The sequence below is a fragment of the Sphingomonas pseudosanguinis genome (assembly GCF_014196255.1).
In the GTDB taxonomy this organism is placed as follows: Bacteria; Pseudomonadota; Alphaproteobacteria; order Sphingomonadales; family Sphingomonadaceae; genus Sphingomonas; species Sphingomonas pseudosanguinis.
On sequence record NZ_JACIDH010000011.1, the window covers coordinates 1 to 25,313 of the forward strand.

The 25,313-nt window shown below is 66.8% G+C and carries 26 protein-coding genes; 15 read left to right on the plus strand and 11 right to left on the minus strand.

The genetic code is table 11. The features are described 5' to 3' along the window. Positions 1 to 169 precede the first annotated feature (169 nt). Positions 170 to 1,549, minus strand: coding sequence for a leucyl aminopeptidase family protein (locus GGR48_RS12010; RefSeq protein WP_183952130.1), 1,380 nt, complete (start codon positions 1,547 to 1,549; stop codon positions 170 to 172). Beyond that, on the minus strand, positions 1,546 to 2,946 hold the full coding sequence (locus GGR48_RS12015; protein WP_183952131.1) for a serine hydrolase domain-containing protein: 1,401 nt from the start codon (positions 2,944 to 2,946) through the stop codon (positions 1,546 to 1,548). The genes GGR48_RS12010 and GGR48_RS12015 overlap by 4 nt, the downstream gene beginning before the upstream one ends. Before the next feature lie 342 nt (positions 2,947 to 3,288). On the opposite strand from GGR48_RS12015, the gene GGR48_RS12020 reads away from it, so the two are divergent. Beyond that, positions 3,289 to 3,678 carry an MAPEG family protein gene (locus GGR48_RS12020; protein WP_183952132.1) on the plus strand — a complete coding sequence of 130 codons (390 nt, stop codon included), beginning with the start codon at positions 3,289 to 3,291 and terminating at the stop codon, positions 3,676 to 3,678. On the opposite strand, the gene rimO is transcribed toward GGR48_RS12020, so the two are convergent. Then, a complete protein-coding gene (rimO, locus tag GGR48_RS12025; protein WP_183952133.1) occupies positions 3,662 to 5,002 on the minus strand; it encodes a 30S ribosomal protein S12 methylthiotransferase RimO in 1,341 nt (446 codons plus the stop codon). The two genes, GGR48_RS12020 and rimO, sit on opposite strands and share 17 nt — an antisense overlap. A 118-nt stretch (positions 5,003 to 5,120) precedes the next feature. On the opposite strand from rimO, the gene GGR48_RS12030 reads away from it, so the two are divergent. Then, on the plus strand, positions 5,121 to 6,215 hold the full coding sequence (locus tag GGR48_RS12030) for an anhydro-N-acetylmuramic acid kinase (protein ID WP_183952214.1): 1,095 nt from the start codon (positions 5,121 to 5,123) through the stop codon (positions 6,213 to 6,215). A gap of 3 nt (positions 6,216 to 6,218) precedes the next feature. Here the strand turns inward: GGR48_RS12030 and GGR48_RS12035 are convergent, their stop codons facing one another. From GGR48_RS12035 to GGR48_RS12045, 3 genes are all read right to left on the minus strand, one after another. Then, positions 6,219 to 6,482, minus strand: coding sequence for a hypothetical protein (locus tag GGR48_RS12035; protein WP_183952134.1), 264 nt, complete (start codon positions 6,480 to 6,482; stop codon positions 6,219 to 6,221). Between the two features lie 52 nt (positions 6,483 to 6,534). Then, positions 6,535 to 7,080 (minus strand): CHAP domain-containing protein, encoded by a 546-nt coding sequence (locus GGR48_RS12040; protein ID WP_183952135.1) that lies wholly within the window; start codon positions 7,078 to 7,080, stop codon positions 6,535 to 6,537. A gap of 116 nt (positions 7,081 to 7,196) precedes the next feature. Next, positions 7,197 to 7,850 (minus strand): DUF6975 family protein, encoded by a 654-nt coding sequence (locus GGR48_RS12045; RefSeq protein ID WP_183952136.1) that lies wholly within the window; start codon positions 7,848 to 7,850, stop codon positions 7,197 to 7,199. A 218-nt stretch (positions 7,851 to 8,068) separates the two neighbouring features. Here GGR48_RS12045 and GGR48_RS12050 point away from each other — a divergent pair, with 218 nt between their 5' ends. From GGR48_RS12050 to GGR48_RS12085, 8 genes are all read left to right on the plus strand, one after another. After that, complete coding sequence (locus GGR48_RS12050) at positions 8,069 to 10,327, plus strand: S9 family peptidase (RefSeq protein WP_183952137.1); 2,259 nt, start codon at positions 8,069 to 8,071, stop codon at positions 10,325 to 10,327. A 140-nt stretch (positions 10,328 to 10,467) separates the two neighbouring features. Beyond that, positions 10,468 to 11,184, plus strand: coding sequence for an MgtC/SapB family protein (locus tag GGR48_RS12055; RefSeq protein ID WP_183952138.1), 717 nt, complete (start codon positions 10,468 to 10,470; stop codon positions 11,182 to 11,184). 116 nt (positions 11,185 to 11,300) lie between these two features. Then, positions 11,301 to 11,552 (plus strand): hypothetical protein, encoded by a 252-nt coding sequence (locus GGR48_RS12060; RefSeq protein WP_206362491.1) that lies wholly within the window; start codon positions 11,301 to 11,303, stop codon positions 11,550 to 11,552. Between the two features lie 118 nt (positions 11,553 to 11,670). Beyond that, a complete protein-coding gene (locus GGR48_RS12065; RefSeq protein ID WP_183952140.1) occupies positions 11,671 to 11,934 on the plus strand; it encodes a hypothetical protein in 264 nt (87 codons plus the stop codon). A 14-nt stretch (positions 11,935 to 11,948) separates the two neighbouring features. Then, positions 11,949 to 12,383: an SAM-dependent methyltransferase gene (locus tag GGR48_RS12070; RefSeq protein ID WP_183952141.1), complete on the plus strand. Its 435-nt coding sequence runs from the start codon at positions 11,949 to 11,951 to the stop codon at positions 12,381 to 12,383. Next, positions 12,380 to 12,628: a hypothetical protein gene (locus GGR48_RS12075; protein WP_183952142.1), complete on the plus strand. Its 249-nt coding sequence runs from the start codon at positions 12,380 to 12,382 to the stop codon at positions 12,626 to 12,628. Before GGR48_RS12070 ends, GGR48_RS12075 begins: the two co-directional genes overlap by 4 nt. After that, the gene (lysA, locus tag GGR48_RS12080) at positions 12,625 to 13,911 is read left to right on the plus strand and encodes a diaminopimelate decarboxylase (RefSeq protein ID WP_183952143.1); all 1,287 of its coding nucleotides are present in this window, start codon (positions 12,625 to 12,627) and stop codon (positions 13,909 to 13,911) included. The genes GGR48_RS12075 and lysA overlap by 4 nt, the downstream gene beginning before the upstream one ends. Before the next feature lie 120 nt (positions 13,912 to 14,031). Next, entirely contained in the window at positions 14,032 to 15,057 is a 1,026-nt protein-coding gene (locus tag GGR48_RS12085; protein ID WP_183952144.1) for an aspartate-semialdehyde dehydrogenase, read from the plus strand. A 141-nt stretch (positions 15,058 to 15,198) separates the two neighbouring features. Here GGR48_RS12085 and GGR48_RS12090 read toward each other — a convergent pair whose 3' ends face one another. Continuing rightward, the gene (locus GGR48_RS12090) at positions 15,199 to 15,843 is read right to left on the minus strand and encodes a YitT family protein (protein ID WP_183952145.1); all 645 of its coding nucleotides are present in this window, start codon (positions 15,841 to 15,843) and stop codon (positions 15,199 to 15,201) included. Positions 15,844 to 16,124: 281 nt separating this feature from the next. Here GGR48_RS12090 and GGR48_RS12095 point away from each other — a divergent pair, with 281 nt between their 5' ends. The 3 genes from GGR48_RS12095 to GGR48_RS12105 all read left to right on the plus strand — a co-directional run bounded on the left by GGR48_RS12095 (position 16,125) and on the right by GGR48_RS12105 (position 19,783). Beyond that, positions 16,125 to 16,907 carry a helix-turn-helix domain-containing protein gene (locus GGR48_RS12095; protein ID WP_183952146.1) on the plus strand — a complete coding sequence of 261 codons (783 nt, stop codon included), beginning with the start codon at positions 16,125 to 16,127 and terminating at the stop codon, positions 16,905 to 16,907. 184 nt (positions 16,908 to 17,091) lie between these two features. Beyond that, positions 17,092 to 17,853: an alpha/beta fold hydrolase gene (locus tag GGR48_RS12100; RefSeq protein ID WP_183952147.1), complete on the plus strand. Its 762-nt coding sequence runs from the start codon at positions 17,092 to 17,094 to the stop codon at positions 17,851 to 17,853. Positions 17,854 to 17,929: 76 nt separating this feature from the next. Beyond that, positions 17,930 to 19,783: a M2 family metallopeptidase gene (locus GGR48_RS12105; RefSeq protein WP_183952148.1), complete on the plus strand. Its 1,854-nt coding sequence runs from the start codon at positions 17,930 to 17,932 to the stop codon at positions 19,781 to 19,783. Between the two features lie 253 nt (positions 19,784 to 20,036). On the opposite strand, the gene GGR48_RS12110 is transcribed toward GGR48_RS12105, so the two are convergent. From GGR48_RS12110 to GGR48_RS12125, 4 genes are all read right to left on the minus strand, one after another. Further along, complete coding sequence (locus tag GGR48_RS12110; RefSeq protein ID WP_183952149.1) at positions 20,037 to 20,468, minus strand: hypothetical protein; 432 nt, start codon at positions 20,466 to 20,468, stop codon at positions 20,037 to 20,039. Positions 20,469 to 20,530: 62 nt separating this feature from the next. After that, a complete protein-coding gene (locus tag GGR48_RS12115) occupies positions 20,531 to 21,967 on the minus strand; it encodes an AMP nucleosidase (RefSeq protein WP_183952150.1) in 1,437 nt (478 codons plus the stop codon). Positions 21,968 to 22,068: 101 nt separating this feature from the next. Next, positions 22,069 to 22,287 (minus strand): hypothetical protein, encoded by a 219-nt coding sequence (locus tag GGR48_RS12120; RefSeq protein WP_240456051.1) that lies wholly within the window; start codon positions 22,285 to 22,287, stop codon positions 22,069 to 22,071. Between the two features lie 97 nt (positions 22,288 to 22,384). Further along, positions 22,385 to 22,864: a peroxiredoxin gene (locus GGR48_RS12125; RefSeq protein ID WP_183952152.1), complete on the minus strand. Its 480-nt coding sequence runs from the start codon at positions 22,862 to 22,864 to the stop codon at positions 22,385 to 22,387. A gap of 120 nt (positions 22,865 to 22,984) precedes the next feature. On the opposite strand from GGR48_RS12125, the gene GGR48_RS12130 reads away from it, so the two are divergent. Then, positions 22,985 to 23,548, plus strand: coding sequence for a YqgE/AlgH family protein (locus GGR48_RS12130; RefSeq protein WP_183952153.1), 564 nt, complete (start codon positions 22,985 to 22,987; stop codon positions 23,546 to 23,548). Positions 23,549 to 23,843: 295 nt separating this feature from the next. Further along, positions 23,844 to 25,262 (plus strand): adenosylhomocysteinase, encoded by a 1,419-nt coding sequence (gene ahcY, locus GGR48_RS12135; RefSeq protein ID WP_183952154.1) that lies wholly within the window; start codon positions 23,844 to 23,846, stop codon positions 25,260 to 25,262. Positions 25,263 to 25,313: the final 51 nt, after the last annotated feature.

Genomic DNA, 25,313 nt, shown 5'->3' on the forward strand with positions numbered 1-25,313 from the left:
CCTCGTTTGGTATCGCAGGCTCTTTGCGTCGGGACATATCGGGTCTCCTTCTTTCCCGTTATGCCCGCCCGCACACGAAATTCCTGACACTCCCCTCAGCGTGAACGGTCGTTTGGTCCCATCTCCAACGTCCGTTCAGCCTGAGCGAAGTCGAAGGCCACGCCCCGCCTCAAGCCCTGGAATACCGCCCCTTCAACATCCGGTACGCCGCACGCAGCGCATAGGCGTCACCGCCCTTGGGCCGTCCCGGCTTGCCCGAAGGCCGCCACGCGAACACGTCGAGATGCGCCCAGGCTGTCTCCTTGGGCACGAAGCGGCGCAGGAACAGCGCGGCGGTGATCGCGCCGGCAAAACCGCCATCGGGGGCGTTGACCATGTCGGCGATGTCCGACTTCAGCATCTCGTCATAACCGTCCCAGAGCGGCAGACGCCACACGGGGTCGTGCTCGCTGGCCGCCGCCGCGAGCAGATCGGCCGCCAGCCCCTCGTCATCGGTGAACAGCGGCGGCAGGTCGGGACCCAGCGCCACGCGTGCCGCGCCGGTCAGGGTCGCGAAGTCGAGGATCAGCTCGGGGTTGTCCTCGCCCGCGCGGGTCAGCGCGTCGCCCAGGATCAGGCGGCCTTCGGCGTCGGTGTTGGTATTCTCGACCGTCAGACCCTTGCGAGTCCGCAGCACGTCACCGGGGCGGAAAGACGCCCCCGACACCGCATTCTCGACCGTCGGGATCAGCAGGTGGAGCCTCACCGGCAGCCCGGTCGCCATGACCAGTCCGGCCAGCGCCAGCGCATGCGCCGCGCCGCCCATATCCTTCTTCATCAGGCGCATGCCGGCGGACGGCTTGATGTCGAGGCCGCCGGTGTCGAAGCACACCCCCTTGCCGACGATGGCGATGCGCGGATGGGCGGGATCGCCCCAATGCAGCTCGATCAGCCGGGGCGCGCGCTCGCGGATCGCGGCCTGGCCGACCGCGTGGATCATCGGATAGTCGCGGGCGAGCGCTTCGCCGGCCGTCACCGTCACGCTGGCGCCATGCCGCTGCGCGAGATCGCGGGCCTCCGTTTCCAGCTCCGCCGGGCCAAGATCGCCCGCGCCGGTATTGACCAGATCACGCACTTGCGCGGTGGCGGCGGCGATCCGCACGATCTCGTCGCGATGCGCGACGTCGCCGGTCAGCAGCACGCGGTCACCGATCGTCTCACCCTTGCGATAGCGGGTGAAGCGATATTGGCCGAGCAGCCAGCCCAGCGCATTGGCACCGACCTCCGCCCCGTCGAGGCGATAGGTCCCGGCCGGCAGGCTCTCGGCCAGCTTGGCGAGCGCCCAGGGCGAGGCGGGATCGGCAACGCCTGCGATCACCGCGATGCCGTCAACATGCGGCACGAGCAGATGGGTGTCGGGCTTGGCCGCAAAACGCTGCGCCGTCGCCAGCGCGCGGGTGGCGGCGGATTGCCGGGTCAGCCACGCGGGAAAGCCATCCGCGGTCAGGACGGTGACGGACTGCGCGGGCTGGCCGCGATCGGGTTGAAGTAGAGCGGAGAAATCGTTCATTCGACGGGGCTTACCAGAAATTGTTCGATGCGACCCTGAGCACCCGGCTCGGCATAGGTGCTGATCCGCAGGGTCCGGGTCGGATAGCTGACGCGGTAGGAGCGATTGACGAAGCCGCCGCGTAGCCGCGTCTGGCCGACCTGCTCGATCTTGCTCGGCGCGCCCAGCGGCGACAGGCTGGTCCGGTAATCGGCGATGGTCGCCGGGGTGAAATAATAGGCCGCGTCTTCGGTCAGCAGCGCGCGGTCCAGCCGCCCGGCCTGCAACTGGGCATAGACCTGCTTCGTCCGGTCGAGCGCGGCGGCGTCGGGATTGCTCGCCTGGGGCTGGGGCAGGATGACGTCGGCGATCCCCTTGGCGATGCGGCCCGGCGCATCGGCGAACCAGGCGTTGACCGCGACGACGATCGCCGCCTTGTCCTCGGGATAGACGATATTCTCGGTCAGGAAGCCGACCGCCTCGCCACTATGCTCGACGATGCGGCGGCCGTCCTTCACGCCGATCCCGACGCCCAGACCATAGCCGGTGCTGGCGCCGCTGGTCAGGTTGACCGGCGTTTCCTGTTCCGCCCAGAGCTTGGCCGGCAGCAGGGTGCGATTCATCCGGGCGATGTCCCATTTGGCCAGGTCCTGCGGCGACATGGCGAGTTCGCCCGCCGCATAGAGCCAGCCTGGCGCGGCCGGCGTCTCGACCCGGACGGGACCCAGCGCATGGCGCAGATAGCCCTGCGGGAAGCCCGGCCCGACCGCCTTGTCCTGATCCAGCGCCCGGATGCCGAGCCGGCGGAACACGTGCGCCTGAAGGAAATCGAGCAGCGGCTGGCCCGACACCTTCTCGACGATCATCCCCGCGACGACATAGCCGGTATTGGAATATTGCCACTGGGTGCCGGGCGCGAAGTCGAGCGGTGCCTTGGCCCAGCGGTCGACGATGCCCTGCGGCGTGGTCGGGGTCGCCATCGCCTTGAAGCTGTAATCCTGCGGCCAATAGTCGCGCAGGCCCGAGGTATGGCTGAGTAGCTGGCGGATGGTGATCGTGTCGCCACCGGTGATGCCGGGAATGTATTTGTTCACGGTGTCGTCGAGCGACAGCTTGCCCTCGTCCGCCAGCAACTGGATAGCGGCGGCAGTGAACTGCTTGGACACCGAGGCGATCTGATAGGGCAGGGTCGGATCGGCCGGCCCCTTCTGCCCCTCGAACTGCTTGCCATACGCCTTGGCGAGCACGGTCTTGCCGCCCCGCACCACCGCGATCGAGGCGGAGGGAACTCCGGTATCGGCCAGCGTCTTCGCCACCAGCGCATCGATCGTCCGGGTCTCGGCGGGGGTCAGCGCCTGGGCAAGCAGCGGAGCGGGGGCGATGAACGCGATCGCCGCCAGCAAATGGGGGTATCTCATGGCGCCCAAGGAAGCAGGTTTGGCGAGGTGGCGCAACGGGGTGTGGGGTGCTGCGGCGTGGGCTTCGACTGCGCTCAGCCCAAGCGGCTTTTCCAAAATCACCCCACCCTCCGTTCAGCCTGAGCGTAGTCGAAGGCCACGCTGGCACATTCGCCACGCTTGATCCGGGGTTGCGTGGAGAGTGCGTCCCTTGGCCTTCGACTACGCTCAGGCTGAACGGAGGGTGGGGATGAATTTCTTTGCCATCCCGGCGGAGTCCGGGGGGCCAGTCGCTATGCTTTGCGTTGGAACGGCTATGGCATGGAACCCGGCCTTCGCCGGGGTGGCCACTGGAGACAGGGAATGACGACCGAACTAACGATCCTCGGCTGGTCGATCATCCTGCTGTTCGTACATATCGCGCTGCAATCGCAGCTGGCGACGCTCGACCGGGGGATCGGCTGGAACGCCGGGCCGCGTGACGGGACGCCGGCACCGCTTGGCCCCTATGCCGGGCGGGCCGAGCGCGCCTCGGCCAATTTTCGTGAGACCTGGCCGGTCTTCATCGCACTGGCGCTGGGGCTGGCAGTGACGGGCCAGAGCGGTGGAATGGCGGCGACCGGCGCGTGGGTGTGGTTCCTCGCGCGGGTCGCCTATGTGCCGCTGTACATCTTCGGCGTCCGCTATGTGCGGTCGCTGGCCTATCTGGTGTCGATGGCCGGGCTGGTGATGATGCTTATGCGTTTCCTGTGACGGGGACGCCGTACAGGTCGTGCTCGTCGGCATCCTCGATCGTGACCTTCACGATGTCGCCGACGCTCAGATGCCCGGCATCGCGCAGGAAGACTTCACCGTCGATCTCGGGCGCGTCGGCCTGGCTGCGGCCGGTAGCACCGCCGTCCTCGTCGACCGCGTCGATGATGACGGGCAGGGTGCGACCCACCTTCGCGGCCAGCTTGGCGGCGGAGATGGCGGCGGTCTTCTCCATGATCCGCGCGTAACGTTCTTCCTTCACCTCCTCGGGGACGTGATCGGGCAGCGCATTGGCGGCGGCACCCTCTACGGGCTCGAAGCGGAAGGCGCCGACCCGGTCGAGCTGGGCTTCGTCGAGCCAGTCGAGGAGATATTCGAAGTCCTCCTCGGTTTCTCCGGGGAAACCGACGACGAAGGTCGAGCGGATCGCGATGTCGGGGCAGATGTCGCGCCACTGTTGGATGCGTTGCAGCACCTTGGCGTCGTTGCCGGGGCGCTTCATGCGGCGTAGGACCGACGGCGCGGCATGCTGGAACGGAATGTCCAGATAGGGCAGCACCAGCCCCTCCGCCATCAGCGGGATCACCTGATCCACATGCGGATAGGGATAGACGTAATGGAGGCGCACCCAGGGCGCGATCTTGCCCAGTTCGCGGGCCAGGTCGGTCATGTGCGGCACGACCTCCTGGCCCTTCCACATCCGCGGCTCCTTGCGGATGTCGATGCCATAGGCCGAGGTGTCCTGGCTGATGACCAGCAGTTCGCGGGTGCCCGCTGCGACCAGCTTCTCCGCCTCGCGCAGGATCGCATCGGGGCGGCGGCTGACCAGATCGCCGCGAAGGCTGGGGATGATGCAGAAGCTGCACCGGTGGTTGCAGCCCTCCGAAATCTTTAGATAGCTGTAGTGACGCGGGGTCAGCTTCAGGCCGGCGTCGGGGATCAGGTCGATATAGGGCGACAGGTTGGCGGGCGCGGCGGCATGGACGGCCTCTACCACCTGCTCATATTCATGCGCGCCGGTGATCGCCAGCACGTCCGGAAAGCGGGTGCGGATCGCCTCGGCTTCCTTGCCCATGCACCCCGTTATGATGACGCGGCCATTTTCCTTGATCGCCTCGCCGATCGCCTCCAGGCTTTCCTCCTTGGCGGAGTCGAGAAAGCCACAGGTGTTGACCAGTACGACGTCCGCGCCGGCATAGTCGGGCGACATCTGATAGCCATCGGCGCGCAGCTGGGTCAGGATGCGTTCGCTGTCGACCAAATTCTTGGGACAGCCGAGCGAGACCATGCCGACGCGCGGCGGAGTGGGGAGTTTGGTTGCCATGGGATGCGCGCGCACATAGTCCAAATCGGACCGCTTTTCCAGATGCGCTTGCGCCATGTGGTCGACAGGCCGCCGCGATCCCGGCATGAGGGACGGAAATTCACAAGGGTTAGGCGTGATGCTGGCGATCGGATTGATGTCGGGGACCTCGCTCGACGGGGTGGATGCGGCGCTGATCGAGACGGATGGCGAGGGCCAGGTGCGTCCCGTCGCCTTTCGCACCGAACCGTATTCGGACGCCGCCCGCGCCGAGCTGGCCGAGGCGACCGCGCTGGCACTGACCTTCGAGCGGCCGCGCGCCAGTCCTCCGATCGTGGCCGCCAGCGATCTGATCGTGCGCACCCATGCGATGGTCGTGCAGAAGCTGCTGCGCGATGCCGGACTGGGCGCGGAGGCGGTCGATGTCATCGGCTTTCACGGCCAGACGGTGGCGCACCGCCCCGATCGCGGCTGGACCTGGCAGATCGGCGATGGACAGGCGCTGGCGGACGCGACCGGGATCACCGTGGTCGGCGATTTCCGTTCGGCCGATGTCGCGGCGGGCGGGCAGGGCGCGCCGCTGATCCCGATCTATCACGCCGCGCTCGCCGCCGGGCTGGCGCGGCCGGTCGCGCTGCTCAACCTGGGCGGGGTCGCCAACATCACCTGGATCGGCCGCGACGGCTCGCTGGTCGCCTTCGATACCGGGCCGGCCAACGGGCTGATCGATCACTGGATGGAGGCCGAGGCGGGGCAGCGTTACGACGCGAACGGCGCGCTGGCGGGGTCGGGGCGGGTGGAGCCGACCGTGCTCGACACGATGATGGACAATGACTGGTTCGACCTCGCGCCGCCCAAGTCGCTCGACCGCAACGACTTCACCATCCAGCCGGCGCGCGGCCTGTCGGCGGCGGACGGCGCCGCGACGCTGACCGCCTTCACCGCGCGGACGGTGGCGCGGGCGCTCGACCATCTGCCGGAGCAGCCGCAGCGGCTGCTGGTCGCGGGCGGCGGCCGGCACAATGCCACGATGCTGGCGATGATCGCCGCCGAGACGGACCTGACGCCCGAACCGACCGATACGCTCGGCTGGAACGGCGACGCGCTGGAGGCGGAGGGTTTCGCCTATATGGCGGTGCGCCGCCTGCGCGACCTGCCGATCAGCTTTCCGGGGACGACCGGCGTACCCCAACCGATGACCGGCGGTGTCATCCATCACCCCGCGGGCGCATGAGGATCAGCGGCGAGGGGCGACCTCGGCGCGGACCTTGACGGGCACAGGGCAGCCATCGACGCTGCGCAGCACCGCGAGATGCGGCTCGGCGGCGGGCATTTCGTTGAGCTTGCGAAGGCCGCCTTTGTTCGTGGGGGCGGAGCTGGCCACCTGCTCGGCATGGGGCGTACAGCGAGCCGGGGGCTGACCGAGCGTGGGCGTGGTGTTCAACACGTCCTCACCGATGGTCGAAAGGGTCAGCAAGGCAACCAACATCATCATCGCCATTCTCCTCCCAGGGAATGGCTGGCAGACTATGCCCTATCGGAGCGTCCGGCAATCAGCGCGCGACATAGGCGTCGATCAGTGCGCCGACATAATCGGGCTTCTCGCTGGTCAGCTCGGGCGCGGTGCGGCCCTTGCCATAGATGAAGCCGTAAAGCGGATAGGTCGAGCTGCCCAGGCCATCCGAGTCGCGGAACCAGACACGGACATTGCTCCAGTCATTGTTGGGGGAAACGTCGAAGAGAGTGACGTCCTGTTCGGCATGGCCGCGCTCGCCATTCTGGATCGACCAATTGGCGTGGGTCAGCATCAGTACGCGGTCTTCGACGACGCGGCTGACCACCGCGACATGGCCCAGCGGCAGGCGCGCGGTCCGGGCGAAGACGACGACGGCGCCGACGCGGGGCGCATGCCCGCGCGGATATTTGCCCTCGGCCTGGCCCCACCAGGTCCAGGCGTCGCCATAGATCGCGATGCCCGACGCCTGGCGGGCGAAGGGGACGCATTGCCCCACATAGTCGAGCAGCGAGCGGGCCGGGGCGGGCGAGGCGATCGCCACGGCGCAGAGTGACAAAGTTACGGGGGGAACGATGCCTTTCATGCCCACCATCTTGAGTTTGCGGGATTAACCTGATCCTGCCCAATATGGTTAACGCGACGATAGGCCGGTAAACGGAGTGTTGCGTGCGTCCAGTCGAGGGGACGCGGGCACATGGTCTATCCGCGCCGGGCGCTGGCGCGCGCTTCGAGCAGTTCCCACAGTCCGCGATGCTGGTTGAGCAGCTGGGTGGCGCCGAACCCGCGCGCGCGGGCGATGCCCAAAGCGGGATCGTCGCCGTCCACCTCGCGCCGGATCGGGTCGGGCAGCAATTCGGGCGGCGCTTCGATCCCGAAGCGGTTCGCGGCGTGATCGAGCAGCTGCCGGATCGCCTGCCAGTCGAGGATGAGGGCGGAGACGGCACCCGTCGCGCAGCCGCGCCGGTCGGAATTGGCGAGCATCTCCAGCGTGTGGCGCAACTGGGTCAGCGCGGCATCGGCCTGCGCCTGTCCGGGGGTGGAGGGCAGCGGGCCGGCGGCGGAGGTCAGGTTGGCGAGAAAGGCGCGTTCATGGGCAAAGGCGTTGGACGAACGGATCAGCCAGGGCAGCGTCTCGAGCTGGATGCCGCGCGCCATCGCATAGTCGATCATGCTGGGATGATTGCCATGCACCGCGCACAGCGCATGCACCGCGTCGGTCAGGTCGTGCAGCAGCGCCTGCGGCATCAGCAGCGCCTGGACATGCGGATGCCCCGCGCTGCCCAGCCGCGCCAGGATCGCGTCGATATCCCCGCGCCGGTCATGCTGGATGTCGAATGCTGCCGTGATCGTCATGTCCGTTCCGATAAGCCTCCCGACCGCGAGGGGAGGTGCGCCGCCCTTATGCTCCCGATCGTCGGTCCTATCGGCTTTTCGTTAATGCCGGGTTTACGAATATCCGCGCGGCGCGACATTGCTGGCCGAGGATGCCGCTTTACGGATGGCGGCACGGTCGCGATAACGCGCGCCATGCGCCGGGATGATCGGCGAAACGATGGTTTGGAGTGCTATGGATGCGCAAATGGGTGCTGGGTCTGGCGCTGGCTTCGGTCGGGGCCTCGATCGCGATCGGGTCGGGGGTGCCGGCGATGGCCGCTGAGCGGAATGAGAAGGCGGGCGACCTGACGCTGGCACGGGTGTTCGGCAGCCCGGACCTGTCGGGGTCGCAGCCGCGCGGGCTGCGCCTGTCGCCCGACGGCACGCTGCTCACCTCGCTGCGCCCGCGCGCGGACGAAAAGGAGCGGCTCGACCTCTGGGCACGCGATACCCGCACCGGCGAGGAGCGGATGCTGGTCGACTCCAAGAAGGTCGGCTCGGGCGCGGAACTGTCCGAGGCCGAGAAGATGCAGCGGGAGCGCGCGCGTATCGGCGGGTCGAAGGGCATCGTCGCCTATGACTGGGCGCCCGACGGCAAGTCGATCCTGGTCCCGCTGGACGGCGACCTCTATCTTGCCGGTCTCGACGGTCAGGTCCGTCGCCTGACCAATACGCCCGGCGGCGAGCTGAACCCGATCGTCAGCCCCAAGGGCGGCTATGTCAGCTTCGTGCGCGACCAGAATCTCTGGGCCATGCCATTGGCCGGTGGCGAGGCGCGTGCCTTGACCAAGGAAGGCGGCGGCACCGTCCATTTCGGCGAAGCGGAGTTCGTCGCGCAGGAGGAAATGCACCGCTTCACCGGCTATTGGTGGAGCCCCGACGAGCGCTATATCGCGGTCGAGCGGTTCGACGAGGCGCCGGTCAAGGTCGCGGTGCGCGCCGCGATCGGTGCGGCGGGCACCAAGGTCTATGAACAGCGCTATCCGGCGGCGGGTACGCCCAATGCGCTGGTCGATCTTTACGTCATGAAGGCGGACGGGTCGGGCCGCGTGAAGGTCGATCTCGGCAGCAATCCCGACATCTATCTGGCGCGTGTCGACTGGACGCCCGACGGCTCGGCGATGCTGGTCCAGCGCGAGAGCCGCGACCAGAAGACGCTCGACATGCTGCGCGTCGATCCCAGGACGGGCAAGTCGACCGTGCTCTTCACCGAGCGGTCCGGCGATCGCAGCTGGCTGAACCTGTCCGACGCTTATCGCCCGATGAAGGACGGCAGCCTGATCTGGCGGTCGGAGCGCGACGGCTATGGCCACCTCTATCGCTTCGCGAACGGCCAGTGGACGCAGCTGACCCGGGGGCCGTGGGTCGTCACCAACCTGGTCGGCGTCGACGAAGCGAAGGGACGGCTCTATTTCACCGGGCTGAAGGACGATGTCCTCGAACAGCATCTCTATGCGGTCGACATCGCGCAGCCGGGCGTCGTCACCCGCCTGACCGAGCGCGGCTATACCAACAGCGCGTCGATGGATTCGTCGGCCAGCCGCTTCATCGTCTCGCGCTCCAGCCCGACCCAGCCGACGCAGATCTATCTCGCCGATACGACGGGCAAGCGGCTGAACTGGATCTACGAGAATGCGATTGTCGCGGGGCACCCCTATGCGCCCTATCTCGCCAGCCATCGCGAGACCAAGTTCGGCACGATCAAGGCCGATGACGGCACGACGCTTTATTGGGAGATGATCACGCCCAAGCTGGAACCGGGCAAGCGCTACCCCGTGTTCTTCCAGCATTATGGCGGTCCCGGCACCGGTCAGCAGGTCACGCGCGGCTGGCAGGGCGCGCTGCCGCAATATCTGGTCGATCAGGGCTGGATCTTCTTCCAAATCGACAATCGCGGCTCCTATAATCGTGGCAAGGCGTTCGAGGATGCCATCTATCATGCGATGGGCACGGTCGAGGTCGCCGATCAGCTGGCGGGGGCGAATTATCTGAAGACGCTGCCCTTCGTCGATGCGGGCCGGATCGCGACCTATGGCTGGTCGTACGGCGGCTATATGTCGATCAAGATGCTGGAGAAGACGCCGGGCGTCTATGCCGCCGCCGTGTCGGGGGCGCCGGTCACCGACTGGCAGCTCTACGACACCCATTATACCGAGCGCTATCTGGGTGATCCGCGCACCGACCCGCAAAGCTATGCGACCTCGGAAGCGATCAAGGAGGCGGCGAAGATCCGCGATCCGTTGATGCTGATCCACGGGATGGCGGACGACAATGTCTTTCTCGACAATGCCACCGCCTTCGCCGCCGAGATGCAGAAGACCGACACGCCGTTCGAGATGATGCTCTATCCGGGGCAGACCCACCGCGTCGGCGGACCGGGCGTGTCGCAGCATCTGTGGCACACGATCCTGAACTTCCTGGACCGGACGGTGAAGGACAAGCCGGCGAAGAAATAATGCCGTCATTCCTCCCCTGTAAGGGAAGGTGGCAGTCCGAAGGACTGACGGAGGGGTGTCCACGCTGGCGGTGACACCCCTCCACCACCGCTTCGCAGCGGTCCCCCTCCCCTTGCAGGGGAGGAATTGGGTGAGCAGCCATGGCATTCCTGAAAACCTTCCACCTCTGGCCGTTCCTCGACACGCTGGTCAGCTATCTGACCGCCTTCGTGCTGGGCACCGTCATCGGGGCGGAGCGGCAGTACCGCCAGCGCACCGCCGGGCTGCGCACCAACGCGCTGGTCGCGATCGGCGCGGCGGCGTTCGTCGATCTTGGCCAGCGGCTGGGCGGCGACATCGAGTCGATCCGGATCATCGCCTATGTCGTCTCCGGCATCGGCTTCCTGGGCGCGGGCGTCATCATGAAGGAGGGGATGAACGTCCGCGGGCTGAACACCGCCGCGACCCTTTGGTGCTCGGCGGCGGTCGGGTCGATCGCGGGCAGCGACATGGTGGCCGAGGCGGTGCTGCTGACGATCGTCGTCCTGCTCGCCAACACCGCGCTGCGCCCGCTGGTCGACGCGATCAACCGCATCCCGGTGGAGGGGCGGCATGTCGAGGCGACCTATTCGGTCAGCCTGACGACCGCCGCCGCCAGCGCCGGCCCGGTCGGCGACATGCTGGTCGAGCATCTGGAGCGCGCCGGCCTGCCGGTCGGCGAACTCGATACAGAGGAACTGGGCGAGGACCAGGTGACGGTCACCGCCACGCTGACCAGCACGATCGTCGAGGCTGGGGAGCTGGACCGGATCACCGATCATTTCCAGTCGGTCCATGGCATCGCCCACGCCACCTGGGCCGCCAGCACGCACGACTGAGCTCGGGGAGCCCTTTGGCTCCCTGCATATTATGCCGCCGCTATGCGATAGCGGGAAATCGCTCTCGCATTGCTACGCGCACCGCGATTAGCCGCCGACCGATCCCGGGAGGTGATATGGCGGTACGGAGCATGACTTGGCGGCAGGGACTGGCACTGCGCTGTCTGGGCGTGGGGCTTTGCGTGCTCGCATGGCGGGCGATCGCGCATCTGATCGTGATGGCGGGCCATGGCGGCCGTGCCGGGTTGCTGAGCTATGCGCTGGCGACCACAGGCTTTTTCTGCGCCAGCCTGGGCAGCGCGCTGGCGATACTGGGCGGGCATATGTTCGATGAGGTGGAGGTCAGCGCACGCTGGCGCCGGTTGTGACCGACATTATGCCCCCACTATGCGATACCGGGAAATCGATCTCGAAACCCTATGGGGCGGGGCGTAGCTGATGCGGGCGGACGAACGATCGTCCGATCGGCAAAGGTCTTCAGTGTCCATGCGTACCGATTTCCCCATCGATCCCGACCCGCAGACGCGGCACATCTATGTCGGCCAGGACCGGGCCGGTCATTGGCTGGTGCAGGATAGCGCCGGGATGCTGGAGGGGCGTTTCGTCTCGCGCGGTGCGGCGATGCGCTTCGCGGCCGAGGAGGCCGACATCTATCATGCCAGCGTGACCGTCGCCGTCGAGGCGCTGGTGCCGCTGGTGTCCTTCGATCCGGTCGCGGCCGATGCCCATGCGCTGGCGCATGCGGCGTGAGGGGAGGGGTCATCATGCATAGCGGCAACCGGCATCGCCACGACCCCCGCTGGCCCGCCGTCGAGGTGGCGCTCGACCATCTGCGCGAGCGGCATCGCCGTGCGGTCCGCATCGTCGACGCCGACTGCGGCGCGGGCGGATTCCTGATCGCGGTGGCCGAGCAGGCGCGCGCGAAGGGCTTTACCGCGATCGAGGGACGGGGCCTCGGCCGCTCGCCCGCGCTGATCGGCCGCGCCCGCGCCGCCGCGCGGCGGCATCGCCATGCCGCGATGGGGCTGGTATTCGAACGTCGCGATCCCGCCGATGCGCTGGCGGAGGAGCGCGCCTTTCCCGCCGACATCCTGCTCTGTCACCGGTGCGGCGCGCCGTCCCATGCATTCGAGGCTGCCGCCGCCTGCGTGATCGGCGATCCCATCAATGGGCGCGACGGCAGGGAGGCGGCGGCATGACGGCCCGCGACATGGCCTGGCGTTCGCTGGGCGCGGCGATGACGCTGGGTGCGGTGGTCGCCACGCTGATGGAGCCGGCGGGATCGTTGCTGGCGCTGTTCTGGTTCCTCGTCGCGCTCGGAGGCGTCCTCCTGCTGCTCAACGGCAAGCGTCTGCCCCAGGCGCTGCGCGCGGAGCGGCGCGGGCATTATCATACCGCCGAGGTCATTCATGCCGCCCGGATCAAGCGGGGGCGCCGGTCATGACGCGCGAGGCGGGTTTTGGTTTTCGCGACGGCGTCCTGCATGCCGAGCGTGTGTCGCTGGCGACCATCGCGGAGGCGGTCGGCACGCCGACCTATGTCTATTCGGCGGGCGCCCTGCGCGCCGCCGCACGCCGGTTTCGCGAGGCGCTGTCGCCGATCCCACGCAAATCGCTGGCCTTCGCGGTCAAGGCCAATCCGTCGCTGGCGGTGCTGTCGCTGCTTCGCGGAGAGGGCTTTGGCGCCGATATCGTCTCGGGCGGCGAACTGACCGCCGCGCTGCAGGCCGGCATGGCGGCGGGCGACATCGTCTATTCGGGGGTCGGCAAGACGCCGGCCGAACTGGCGCAGGCACTGCACGCCGGGGTGGGGCATATCAATCTGGAGAGCGAACGCGAGGGCGAGGTGCTGGCCGCGATGGCCACCCGCATCGGGCTGACCGCGACCGCGCTGCTGCGCGTCAATCCCGATGTCGATGCCGGCACCCATGCCAAGATCACCACCGGCAAGAGTGACAGCAAGTTCGGCGTGGCCTTCGCGCAGGCGCTGGACATCTATGATCGGCTGGCGGGCCGAGCGGGTATCGCGATGCAGGGCATTGCCGTCCATATCGGCAGCCAGATCATCGACCCGGCACCGATGGAGGCGGCGTATCGCAAGATCGCCCAGCTGGTCGCGCTGCTTCGCGCGCGGGGGCATCCGATCACCCATGTCGATCTGGGCGGGGGCTTGGGTGTCGACTATCGCGGCGGCGCGGACGGCGATGTCCTGGCCTATGGCGCGATGGTCGCCCGCGTCACCCGCGACTGGGACGTGACGCTGATGTTCGAGCCGGGCCGCTATATCGCTGCGCATGCCGGCGTGTTGCTGACCCGCGTGCTCTGGGTGAAGCCGGGTTCGGACTGTCCCTTCGTCGTCGTCGATGCGGGCATGAACGATCTGGCGCGGCCCGCCCTCTATGACGCATGGCATGAATTTACGGCGGTCGCGCCGACCGGCAAGACGATACGCGCCCATGTCGTCGGCCCGGTCTGCGAGAGCAGCGACCGGTTCGCCAGAGCCTGCCTGATCGATCGGGTGGCGGAGGGCGATCTGGCCGTTCTTCGCGATGTCGGCGCGTACGGCGCGTCGATGGCCTCCTGCTACAACAGCCGGGCGCTGGTGGCGGAGATCATGGTCGATGGCGATCGCCATGCCGTCACCGCGCCCCGGATCGCGGCGGCGGCGATCCGGACGCAATCGGTGCCGGCATGGCTGGAAGCGGCGCCGCTGCATCATGCGGCCTGAGGGGCGGGCGGGGGCTCGCTAAACCCCCGCTTGGCCGCGCCAAACGCGCACTTTTCGCAAAGTTGGTGGACGTGTCCGCGCAATGACGCTACCGGCTCACGCTTCCGAGTGGAGGGTTTAATGGGTTATCGCGTGGTGGTCGCCGGGGCGACGGGCAATGTCGGCCGGGAAATGATCAACATTCTGGCGGAGCGGGAATTTCCGATCGACGAACTGGCGGTCGTCGCCTCGTCGCGCAGCCAGGGCGACCAGATCGAATATGGTGAGACGGGCAAGATGCTCACCATCAAGAATATCGAGCATTTCGATCCCACCGGCTGGGACATCGCGCTGTTCGCGATCGGATCGGACGCGACCAAGGTCTATGCGCCTAAATTCGCCGCCGCCGGCTGCGTCGTGATCGACAATTCGTCGCTCTATCGCATGGACCCGGACGTGCCGCTGATCGTGCCCGAGGTGAACCCGGACGCGATCGACGGCTATACGGCCAAGAACATCATCGCCAACCCGAACTGCTCGACCGCGCAGATGGTCGTGGCGCTCAAGCCGCTCCACGACAAGGCGACGATCAAGCGCGTCGTTGTCGCGACCTATCAGTCGGTGTCGGGCGCGGGCAAGGCAGGCATGGACGAGCTGTTCGAGCAGAGCCGCAACATCTTCGTCGGCGACCCCGCCGAGCCCAAGAAGTTCACCAAGCAGATCGCCTTCAACGTGATCCCGCACATCGACAGCTTCCTCGACGACGGTTCGACCAAGGAAGAATGGAAGATGGTGGCCGAGACCAAGAAGATCCTCGACCCCAAGGTCAAGGTGACCGCGACCTGCGTGCGTGTGCCCGTCTTCGTCGGCCATTCCGAGGCGCTGAACATCGAGTTCGAGGACGAGATCTCGGCCCAGGAAGCGCAGGACATCCTGCGCGAAGCCCCCGGCGTCATGCTGATCGACAAGCGCGAGGACGGCGGATACGTCACGCCCGTAGAGTGCGTCGGCGACTATGCGACCTTCATCAGCCGCGTGCGCGAGGACTCGACGGTCGATAACGGCCTGTCGCTGTGGTGCGTGTCGGATAATCTCCGCAAGGGCGCGGCGCTGAACGCAGTGCAGATCGCCGAACTGCTCGGCCGCCGCCACCTGAAGAAGGGTTGAGACGCGATCCTCCCCGGCAACGGGGAGGGGGACCGCCGCGAAGCGGTGGTGGAGGGGGGCTTCCACAAGGGATGACCTTCGTGGAAGCCCCCCTCCGTCAGGCCTTCGGCCTGCCACCTCCCCGGACCGGGGAGGATTTTATTACCGCCCCATATACAATCCCGGCCGGTGCCAGGCGAAGAGGATCAGACTGATCGCCGCCGCGCTGATCGCAGACCAGATCATCTGCGGCCCCGTCACCACCGGGATCGCCATCGACAGGATGAACACGTCGAGCGCGACCTGCGTCATCCCCATGTTCCAGCCACGCTTGCGATAGAGCCAGATGGTGATCACCCCGGTGCCGCCCACGCCCGCCTGATGCCGTGCCAGCGCCAATATGCCCATGCCGATCACGGTGCCGCCGACCAGCGCGGCGAAGGCCGGGTGGACGCTGTCGACATGCACCGAGACGCGGGTGATCGCCGATGCCGCGCCGATGCCGATATTGACCAGCACCGTCTTCACCGCGAACCGCGCGCCCATCACCTTGTGCGCGAACAGGAAGAAGGGGATGTTGACCAGCGTGAACAGCACGCCGGCGGGCAGCGGGATCAGATAGGACAGCAGTAGCGCGACCCCCGCGATCCCGCCCGTCACCAGCCCCGCCGCTTTCAGGAACACCAGCCCCACGATTAGCAACGCGCAGCCGATGAAGATCGCATAGGCGTCTTCGAGCAGGCTGTGTGGCCGGCCGATCGGGCTGGGCGGCGGGGTGTCGGCTGGGGAGGCGGTCGCTGCGGTCATCGAGGGTCCGGATATGGGGTCCGGCATCCGCTCCTGGCGGTCTGCTTCTGGCGGCAGTTTTCGGGCTTCTACCGCATCTGTCCCTGCAAGCCAATTGGTGGGCGGTGGGGCGTGGGCGTGGGCTTCGACTTCGCTCAGCCTGAACGGAGGTTGGGGATCGAGCCGCTTATCCCACAGCCGTTCAGGCTGAGCGAAGTCGAAGCCCACGCGCCGCGCTCAATCCGAAGATACAAATTATTGGGGGTTGGCGACACGCCCGGCACGACCATAGGGCAGGGGCAATGACCATGCGGGAGAGACACGGCCTCACGGCGCTGACCGAAAAGGAGAAGGAGACGCTGCGCCTGATCGTGCGGGGGCATGACGCCAAGTCGGTCGCGCAGGTGCTCGACCTGTCGGTCCATACTATCAACGAACGACTGCGAGACGCGCGGCGCAAGCTGTCGGTGTCGAGCAGCCGGGAAGCGGCGCGGATGCTTCTCGATGCAGAAGGCGGGGCGATCGCATCGCCGCCCCCCGAATATGTGGGGGACAGAAGGATCGGGGAGGACCGACCCGGGACGATGACGGATGACGGCCCGGCGCCGGTCGTCGGCGTGGGACACGGCATCCGCCGTCCCCGGATCATCATCGGAGCGACCCTCATGACCCTAGCCCTCAGCCTACTCGCCCTTGGCGGCCTGACCCACATGGCCTCCGCCCCGCCGCAAGCGACCGCGACATCGACCACGACCGCCGACCCGGCGGCGGTGGAGGCGGCCCAGCGCTTCCTGCAATTGATCGACCAAGGCCGCTGGGCCGACAGCTACCGCCTGACGACCAGCAGTTTCCGCAAGCTCAACACCGAACAGGTCTGGGCCGCCACGTCGGAAAAGGTGCGCACGCCGCTGGGCAAGACGGTGTCGCGGACCCTGCTGAGCCAGGAAGACATTCCCGCGCCGCCCGCCGGCTATCGGATGGTGCGGTTCAACACGCGGTTCGGGACCTCGGCGGACATCGTCGAAACGCTGACGCTGGAGCGCGAAGACGGTGAGTGGCGGGTGGCGGGGATCTATGTGGGGTAACGCAGACGACCCTCACCCTTACGGCGCTTCGCGCCTCCCTCCCTCTCCCACCGGGAGAGGGAAGGGGCCCGCCCGCTCTAGCGGGTGGGAAGGGTGAGGGCGGCGCGGCCGGATGAGAGGTCCACATCCCGGTCGATCCGTATTAGGAGATGCGGCTACAGCTTGCTTCCCGGAGACCGAACCCTTGGCCGACACCGCCCCCGAAACCCGCTTCTTCGACAGCTTCGACGGCACCCCGATCGCGTGGCGTGAGATGGGAGAGGGGCGCGCTCTGATCCTGATCCACGGTTATTTCTCCGACGCCTATACCAACTGGATTCGCTACGGCCATGCCGCCGCCATTGCCGCCAAGGGCTATCGGGTGATCATGCCCGACCTGCGCGCGCATGGCGAAAGCGGCAAGCCGCATGACCCCGCCGCCTATCCCAAGGACGCGCTGACCCGGGACGGCCATGCGCTGGTCACGCATCTGGGGCTGACCGATTATGATCTGGGCGGCTATTCGCTCGGCGCGCGCACCGTGTCGCGGATGCTGGCGACGGGCGCCGAGCCGGGCAAGGCGATCTTCGCCGGCATGGGGCTGGAGGGGCTGCTCCATACCGATCGCCGGGTCGATCATTTCACCAACATCCTGACCCGGCTCGGCGAGCACAAGCGCGGCAGCCCCGAATGGATGGCCGAGGCGTTCCTGAAGACGACCGGCGGCGATCCGGTGGCGCTGCTCCATATCCTTCAGACCTTTGCCGACACGCCGCTATCGGCGATCGAGGGGTTCGACCTGCCCGCGCTCGTAGTCGCGGGCGTCGACGATTTCGACAATGGCGCGGCGGTCGAGCTGGCCGATGCGTTGCCGCGTGGGCGCTATGTTGAAATTCCGGGCAACCATATGGGTTCGGTGACCAAGCCCGAACTGGGCGCTGCGATCGCGCACTTCCTGAGCGCTTGACGGCGACCACCAAAGCGCCGCAACTGCGCGCCATCCGCCCCGTTTCGAGGGCAATTCAGGATTTTAGGGGGATATGATGATCCGCTCCGCCGTTTCCGGCACCGTGCTCGCCTTTGTATTGGCGGGTGCCGCGCAAGCCCAAACCACCACGCCCCCCACCGCGTCGTCCGCAGCGCCCGGCAAGCAGGCACCGGCCACCGTCGCCTCGGCCGATGCCTTCGTCGCGGAAGCCGAAAAGACGCTGGCCGAAAAGTCGGTGCCCGCGCAGCAGATCGCGTGGGTCAATGCGACCTATATCACCGACGACACCGATGCGCTCGCCGCCGCCTCGGGCGCGGAGATGACCGATCTGGCCGTCCGCTATGGCCTGGGCGCAGCGCGCTATCAGGCGCTGCCGGGCCTGTCCTATGACACCAAGCGCAAGCTGGACCTGCTGCGCGGCGGGATCACGCTGCCCGCGCCGACCACGCCGGGCGCGGCGGCGCAGCTGTCGATGCTGACCACGCGCATGTCCTCCTCCTATGGCAAGGGCAAGGGCGTGCTCAACGGCCAGCCGATCAACGGATCGGATATCGAGGCGGCGATGGGCAGCGAGCGCGATCCCGCCAAGCTGAAGGAGATGTGGGTCAGCTGGCACGACAATGTCGGTGCACCGATGCGCGCCGATTATGCGCAGATGACGACCCTCGCCAACCAGGGTGCTAAGGAACTCGGCTATGCCGATGCCGGCGCGCTGTGGCGTTCGGGCTATGACATGAGCCCCGAACAGTTCGCGCAGCTGACCGACAAGATCTGGGGCGAGCTGGAGCCGCTGTACAAGGCGCTGCACACCTATGTCCGCTGGAAGCTGAACGAAAAGTACGGCGATGCGGTGCAGGCCAAGAGCGGCCCGATCCGCGCCGATCTGCTGGGCAATATGTGGGCGCAGGAATGGGGCAATATCTATGACGTCGTCGCGCCCAAGGGTGCGGGCGATGTCGGATATGACACCGGCGAGCTGCTGAAGGCCAAGGGTTACGACCCGATCAAGATGGTGAAGGCGGGCGAGGGCTTCTATTCCTCGCTCGGCTTCGCGCCATTGCCGAAGACTTTTTGGGAGCGGTCGCAGATCACCAAGCCCGCCGACCGCGAGGTAATCTGCCATGCCTCGGCCTGGGACATCGACAATCTGGACGATATTCGCATCAAGATGTGCACCAAGGTGAATGGCGACGACTTCGTCACCATCCATCACGAATTAGGGCACAATTACTATCAGCGCGCCTATAAGAACCAGCCGTTCCTGTACAAGAACGGCGCGAATGACGGCTTTCATGAAGCGATCGGGGATACCGTCGCGCTGTCGATCACGCCCGATTATCTGGTGAAGATCGGCCTGCTCGACCCGGCGAAGGTGCCGAGTGCCGACAAGGACATCGGCTTGCTGCTGCGCCAGGCGATGGACAAGGTCGCGTTCCTGCCCTTCGGCCTGCTGATCGACAAGTGGCGCTGGGGCGTCTTCTCGGGCCAGATACCCGCCGGCCAGTATCAGGCGGGCTGGGATGCATTGCGCTTGAAATATCAGGGCGTGGTGCCGCCGGTCTCGCGCGACGAGACGAAGTTCGATCCGGGCGCCAAGTACCACATCCCGGCGGGCGTGCCCTATGCGCGTTACTTCCTGGCGCGGGTGCTGCAGTTCCAATTCTACAAGGCGGCGTGCGAGCAGGCCGGGTGGAAGGGGCCGCTGCACCGCTGTTCCTTCTATGGCAACAAGCAGGTCGGCGAGAAGCTGAACGCGATGCTGGCGATGGGCCAGTCCAAGCCGTGGCCGGATGCCTTGCAGGTGTTCACCGGCAGCCGCGAGATGTCGGGCAAGGCGCTGGTCGAATATTTCGCGCCGCTGAAGACCTGGCTGGATCAGCAGAACAAGGGCAAGCCGCAAGGCTGGTGATCTAAGATCCCTCGTCAAGCCGGGCTTGGGGAGGGGCGTGCCTGTTCATCGCGAGCGGGTACACCCCTCCGTCAAGGCTTCGCCTTGCCACCTCCCCTTGCAGGAGAGGAATGGGGCCTCCCCCACCTCCGTTCGGCCTGAGCGAAGTCGAAGGCCAAGGGAAAACCTGTCCGCTGGGCGGAGATTGGGGCGTGGGCTTCGACTTCGCTCAGCCTGAACGGAGGTTGGGTGACAAATGCGCGAATATACGCGCTCAGTTGCCTTCACGCTCGCCGTCCTCGTCCCGCCTGGCGCTGCTCCCCCGCAACGACAGCAGCGCCGCCGTCACGCCGGCAAAGGCCGCCAGGCTGCCCAGGATCGATGCGACGCCCCATTTGCCGCCCACTCGGTCCAGCCCATGCTTGCCCAAGGCGGGCGCGGGGGCGGGCTTGATCGGGGCGGGTTTGCGCGGCGGGGCCTTGCGCGGTGTCATGCGCTTGGTGGAGCGGGGCTTGGGGGGAGCCTTGGGCTTCGCCGCCGGCTTGGGGGCGGCCGTCGCATCCTGTTCGCCGGTTTCGACGGGCGGCGCTTCCACCTCGGGCGGCTTGGCGGCGGGGCGCTTGCGCGGGGTCGGGCCGGCGGTAGACTTCGGGCTGACGCGGCGGCGCGGTGGACGTGGCTTTTTCGGGTCGTTTGGATCGACCATGACGAGAAACCCCCTGTTTCGGTTCGTGCGCGTAACGCACCGCCCCCCGCGCCGGTTGCCGATCAGCGGAAGGGCGGCTCGTTGAACGCGCGCAGCTTGCGGCTGTGCAGCTTGTCGCCCTCGCGGCGCAACTGCTCGCAGGTCTCGATACCGATCCGCATATGCTCGCTGATCGCGCGCTCGTAGAAGCGATTGGCCTGACCCGGCAGCTTCAATTCGCCATGCAGCGGCTTGTCCGAGACGCAGAGCAACGTCCCGTACGGCACGCGGAAGCGATAGCCCTGCGCCGCGATCGTGGCGGATTCCATGTCGATGCCGACCGCGCGGCTGAGCGAGAAGCGCAGCGCCGACTTGGAATAGCGCAGCTCCCAGTTGCGGTCGTCGGTGGTGACGATGGTGCCGGTACGCAGGCGGCGCTTCAGTTCGTCGCCCGACTGGCCCGAGACGATCTCCGCCGCCTTGGCGAGTGCCACCTGCACCTCGGCGATGGCGGGCACCGGGATTTCGGGCGGGAGCACGTCGTCGAGGACATGGTCGTCGCGCAGATAGGCGTGCGCCAGCACATAGTCGCCGATCCGCTGGCTGGGACGAAGCCCGCCGCAGTGCCCGATCATCAGCCACGCCTCGGGCCGCATCACCGCCAGATGGTCGCAGATCGTCTTGGCGTTCGATGGACCGACGCCGATATTCACCAGCGTGATGCCGGTGCCGTCCTTGGCGACCAGATGATAGGCGGGCATCTGGTGCCGCCGCCACGCGCTGTCGGTGACGATCTTGTCGACATCCTCTGGTCGCTCGATCACGATGCCGCCGGCGCCCGACAGCGCGGTGAAGCGCGAGCCCTCGCCCAGCTGCGATGCGCCCCAGCGGACGAATTCGTCGACATAGCGGTGATAATTGGTGAACAGCACATAGCGCTGGCAATGCTCGGGCGGGGTGCCGGTATAGTGGCGCAGCCGCGCGAGCGAAAAGTCGGTGCGCAGCCCGTCGAACAGCGCCAGCGGCCGGTTGCCGTCCGCCGTCATCCACAGCCCGTCGGCGATCTCGTCACCGATATGCGCCAGCTCGGTCGCCGGGAAGAAGCGCGCCAGCTCGGCCGCCGACACCGTGTCGAGGCTCAGCGCATGGCCGGGGTCGAGCACGTAAGGGAAGGGGATTTCCTGACGCCCCGGCACCGCTTCGACGGTGACGTCATAATCCTCCATCAGCAGCGACAGCTGCTCGACCAGATAGTCCTTGAACAGTGCCGGCTTGGTGACGCTGATCCGGTAGTCGCCCGCCGACACCAGCCGGCCGAACGAACGCATCGGGGTCGGGCGGCCGCCTTCGCCGCGATAGACCAGCCGGATTTCGGGATAGGCGAAACAGCCCTGCGCGCGCGCCTCCAGGCTGGGCGCGGTGCCGTCCTTGAGATAGGCGGTCAGCGCGTCCTTCAGACGGGTGACGGAGGCGGTGTAAAGGCGGTCGAGTTCCTCGACGATTTGAACGGCTTGAGTCATGCCCTAGGAGCTAAGCGCAGTTGTCAGCGCTGGCAAGCGGCCCAGAAGGCGAGGCGGGGGGCAGGGGCGGAAGGCGCATGTCGCCCTCCACCCAGTTGAGATCAGGCGCCCTGCGCCGAATTCTCGTCATCGCCCGTGCCGCGCAGCTTGGCCGCGCCGAAGGCGGCGCCCGCGACGGCGGCGGCGACGCCCGCCGCGATGCCGGCGGCGGCATAGGGATGGCCCTTCACCTTGTCGGTCGCGGCCTTGGCGGCACCCTGTGCCTTTTCACCGAGGCTCTTGGCCTGGGCCTGCTTCTCGGGGGGGACATAGGTGGTCATGACCATGGTTCCTCTCTCAATCCTATGGGCTCTCCCCAAAACGCGCCGCCGATGGCCGCTGTTCCACCAGCGATCCGACCGGCGGCGCGGTTCGGCATCAGATTTCGCTGAGCAGATGCTCGGCCGAGCTGACCTTGAACTCGCCCGGAGCCTCGACGAACAGCTGTTCGACCACGCCGTCATTGACGAGCATGGTGTAGCGCTGGCTGCGCGTGCCCATGCCGAACTTCGACCCGTCCATGGTCAGGCCCACCGCCTTGGCGAAGTCGGCATTGCCGTCAGCCAGCATGGTGACGCCGGCCGAGCCGCTGGTCTGGCCCCAGGCCTTCATGACGAAGGCGTCGTTGACCGAGGTGCAGGCGATCTCGTCCACGCCCTTGGCCTTCAGCGCGTCACCTTGCGCGACGAAGCCGGGCAGGTGCTGCGCCGAACAGGTCGGGGTGAAGGCGCCCGGCACCGCGAACAGCGCGACGCGGCGGCCGGCGAAATAATCGGTGGTCGACACCTGTTCGGGGCCATCCAGCGTCACCTTGACCAGCGTGGTGGCGGGGAGGCGGTCTCCGACCTTGATCGTCATGTCACCCAAATCCTTGGAATGGACCCGGCACCATGCCGGGCTAGGCGGCGACCTCATGCGGCGGAACGCCTGCGCATTTCAAGCATGGCGAGGCGAAGCGGTGATCCCTATAGTCGGGATGTGCATCAACTGACCTATCTCTCCGGCCAATTCCTGCTCGCCATGCCGGGCATGGCGGATTCCCGCTTCGATCACGCGATCATCGCGATGTGCGCGCATGACGAGGGCGGCGCGCTGGGCATCGGCGTGGGCGCGACGATCGACGGCATCGGCTTTCACACGCTGCTCGACCAGTTCGAGATTCCGCATGGCGAAGCGCCCGATGCGCCGGTCCATTATGGCGGCCCGGTCGAACCGCGGCGCGGCTTCGTGCTGCACAGCCATGACTGGCAGGGACAGGACAGCGTCGATGTCAGCGGTCGCTGGGTGCTGTCGTCCACGGTCGACGTGCTGCGCGCGATCGCCGACGGCACGGGGCCGAAGCGCTGGATCGTGGCGCTCGGCTATGCCGGTTGGGACGCCGGGCAACTGGAGCAGGAGCTGCGCGAGCCGGGATGCTGGTTCACCGTGGGCGGCGAGCGCGACATCCTGTTCGACGTGGAGCCGGACCATCGCTGGCAGGCGGCGTTCGGCACCGCTGGGATCGATCCCAGGCAGCTGGTGACGGGCGGCGGGACGGCCTGACCAGCCCCAATTCCTCCCCTGCAAGGGGAGGTGGCAGCCCGAAGGGCTGACGGAGGGGTGTCCCCCTTGGCGAAGATAGTTCAATCTCACAAGCGGTTACACCCCTCCACCAGCTTCGCTGGTCCCCCTCCCCTTGCAGGGGAGGAACGAGGTGGCGGTCGATAGCTGACACCCGCTCAAGCATATAAAGATATCTTTATATTTGATCCCTAAAGCGATCACCGCTAAGGCGTCGGCCGTGCCGATCGGCGTGTCCCTACGTCTTGGTCGGCCCCATTTTGCACGGAGTTCCGTCGTGTCCACGACTGCCGCCACCAAGAACGATTATGTCATCAAGGACATCAGCCTCGCTGATTTCGGCCGCGCCGAGATCAAGATCGCCGAGACCGAGATGCCCGGCCTGATGGCCCTGCGCGAGGAATTCGGCGCGTCGCAGCCGCTGAAGGGCGCGCGCATCACCGGTTCGCTGCACATGACGATCCAGACCGCCGTGCTGATCGAGACGCTGACCGCGCTGGGCGCCGATGTGCGCTGGGCGACCTGCAACATCTTCTCGACCCAGGACCATGCCGCCGCCGCGATCGCCGCCGCCGGCATCCCCGTCTTCGCCGTGAAGGGCGAGACGCTGGCCGAGTACTGGGACTATGTCGGCGACATCTTCGACTGGGACAAGAATGGTGACGGCACGACCGCCAACATCATCCTGGACGATGGCGGCGACGCGACCATGTTCGCGCTGTGGGGCGCCAAGCTGGAAGCCGGCCAGACCTTCGGCGAGCCGGAGAATGAGGAAGAGGTCGAGTTCCAGCGTTCGGTTAAGGCGTTCATCGCCAAGAAGCCGGGCTATCTGACCGAGACCGTCAAGAACCTGAAGGGCGTGTCGGAAGAGACGACCACCGGCGTTCACCGCCTGTACGAGATCGCGAAGAAGGGCGAGTTGCCCTTCCCCGCGATCAACGTCAACGACTCGGTCACCAAGTCGAAGTTCGACAATCTGTACGGCTGCAAGGAATCGCTGGTCGACGCGATCCGTCGCGCCACCGACGTCATGCTGGCGGGCAAGGTCGCCGCGGTCGCCGGTTTCGGCGACGTGGGCAAGGGCTCGGCCCAGTCGCTCCGCAATGGCGGCGCGCGCGTGCTCGTGACCGAAATCGACCCGATCTGCGCGCTGCAGGCGGCTATGGAGGGCTTCGAGGTCGTGACCATGGATGAGGCCGTGAAGCGCGCCGACATCTTCGTCACCGCGACCGGCAATGCCGACGTCATCACCGCCGATCACATGAAGGCGATGAAGCCGATGTCGATCGTCTGCAACATCGGCCACTTCGACTCCGAGATCCAGATCGCGGCGCTGTCGAACTACAAGTGGACCGAAGTGAAGCCCGGCACCGACCTGGTCGAGTTCCCGGACGGCAAGCAGATCATCGTGCTGGCCAAGGGCCGCCTGGTGAACCTGGGCTGTGCCACCGGCCACCCGTCCTTCGTGATGTCGGCCTCGTTCACCAACCAGACGCTCGCCCAGATCGAGCTGTGGACCAAGGGCGAGAACTACAAGAACGAAGTGTACGTCCTGCCGAAGCACCTCGACGAGAAGGTCGCCGCGCTCCACCTCGAAAAGCTGGGCGTCCAGCTGTCGAAGCTGTCGGAGAAGCAGGCCGCCTATATCGGCGTGCCGGTCGAAGGTCCGTTCAAGCCGGATCACTATCGCTACTGATCGCACGCCGATCATCCGCGAAGGGGAGGGGGCCGTCCGAAAGGAAGGCCC

What these genes read in the sequence shown, in the direction of transcription:
- GGR48_RS12010 (WP_183952130.1), bottom strand. Translation starts at nt 1,549, where the DNA reads ATGAACGATTTCTCCGCTCTACTTCAACCCGATCGCGGCCAGCCCGCG.
- GGR48_RS12015 (WP_183952131.1), bottom strand. Translation starts at nt 2,946, where the DNA reads ATGAGATACCCCCATTTGCTGGCGGCGATCGCGTTCATCGCCCCCGCT.
- GGR48_RS12020 (WP_183952132.1), top strand. Translation starts at nt 3,289, where the DNA reads ATGACGACCGAACTAACGATCCTCGGCTGGTCGATCATCCTGCTGTTC.
- rimO (WP_183952133.1), bottom strand. Translation starts at nt 5,002, where the DNA reads ATGGCAACCAAACTCCCCACTCCGCCGCGCGTCGGCATGGTCTCGCTC.
- GGR48_RS12030 (WP_183952214.1), top strand. Translation starts at nt 5,121, where the DNA reads ATGCTGGCGATCGGATTGATGTCGGGGACCTCGCTCGACGGGGTGGAT.
- GGR48_RS12035 (WP_183952134.1), bottom strand. Translation starts at nt 6,482, where the DNA reads ATGGCGATGATGATGTTGGTTGCCTTGCTGACCCTTTCGACCATCGGT.
- GGR48_RS12040 (WP_183952135.1), bottom strand. Translation starts at nt 7,080, where the DNA reads ATGAAAGGCATCGTTCCCCCCGTAACTTTGTCACTCTGCGCCGTGGCG.
- GGR48_RS12045 (WP_183952136.1), bottom strand. Translation starts at nt 7,850, where the DNA reads ATGACGATCACGGCAGCATTCGACATCCAGCATGACCGGCGCGGGGAT.
- GGR48_RS12050 (WP_183952137.1), top strand. Translation starts at nt 8,069, where the DNA reads ATGCGCAAATGGGTGCTGGGTCTGGCGCTGGCTTCGGTCGGGGCCTCG.
- GGR48_RS12055 (WP_183952138.1), top strand. Translation starts at nt 10,468, where the DNA reads ATGGCATTCCTGAAAACCTTCCACCTCTGGCCGTTCCTCGACACGCTG.
- GGR48_RS12060 (WP_206362491.1), top strand. Translation starts at nt 11,301, where the DNA reads ATGGCGGTACGGAGCATGACTTGGCGGCAGGGACTGGCACTGCGCTGT.
- GGR48_RS12065 (WP_183952140.1), top strand. Translation starts at nt 11,671, where the DNA reads ATGCGTACCGATTTCCCCATCGATCCCGACCCGCAGACGCGGCACATC.
- GGR48_RS12070 (WP_183952141.1), top strand. Translation starts at nt 11,949, where the DNA reads ATGCATAGCGGCAACCGGCATCGCCACGACCCCCGCTGGCCCGCCGTC.
- GGR48_RS12075 (WP_183952142.1), top strand. Translation starts at nt 12,380, where the DNA reads ATGACGGCCCGCGACATGGCCTGGCGTTCGCTGGGCGCGGCGATGACG.
- lysA (WP_183952143.1), top strand. Translation starts at nt 12,625, where the DNA reads ATGACGCGCGAGGCGGGTTTTGGTTTTCGCGACGGCGTCCTGCATGCC.
- GGR48_RS12085 (WP_183952144.1), top strand. Translation starts at nt 14,032, where the DNA reads ATGGGTTATCGCGTGGTGGTCGCCGGGGCGACGGGCAATGTCGGCCGG.
- GGR48_RS12090 (WP_183952145.1), bottom strand. Translation starts at nt 15,843, where the DNA reads ATGACCGCAGCGACCGCCTCCCCAGCCGACACCCCGCCGCCCAGCCCG.
- GGR48_RS12095 (WP_183952146.1), top strand. Translation starts at nt 16,125, where the DNA reads ATGACCATGCGGGAGAGACACGGCCTCACGGCGCTGACCGAAAAGGAG.
- GGR48_RS12105 (WP_183952148.1), top strand. Translation starts at nt 17,930, where the DNA reads ATGATCCGCTCCGCCGTTTCCGGCACCGTGCTCGCCTTTGTATTGGCG.
- GGR48_RS12110 (WP_183952149.1), bottom strand. Translation starts at nt 20,468, where the DNA reads ATGGTCGATCCAAACGACCCGAAAAAGCCACGTCCACCGCGCCGCCGC.
- GGR48_RS12115 (WP_183952150.1), bottom strand. Translation starts at nt 21,967, where the DNA reads ATGACTCAAGCCGTTCAAATCGTCGAGGAACTCGACCGCCTTTACACC.
- GGR48_RS12120 (WP_240456051.1), bottom strand. Translation starts at nt 22,287, where the DNA reads ATGACCACCTATGTCCCCCCCGAGAAGCAGGCCCAGGCCAAGAGCCTC.
- GGR48_RS12125 (WP_183952152.1), bottom strand. Translation starts at nt 22,864, where the DNA reads ATGACGATCAAGGTCGGAGACCGCCTCCCCGCCACCACGCTGGTCAAG.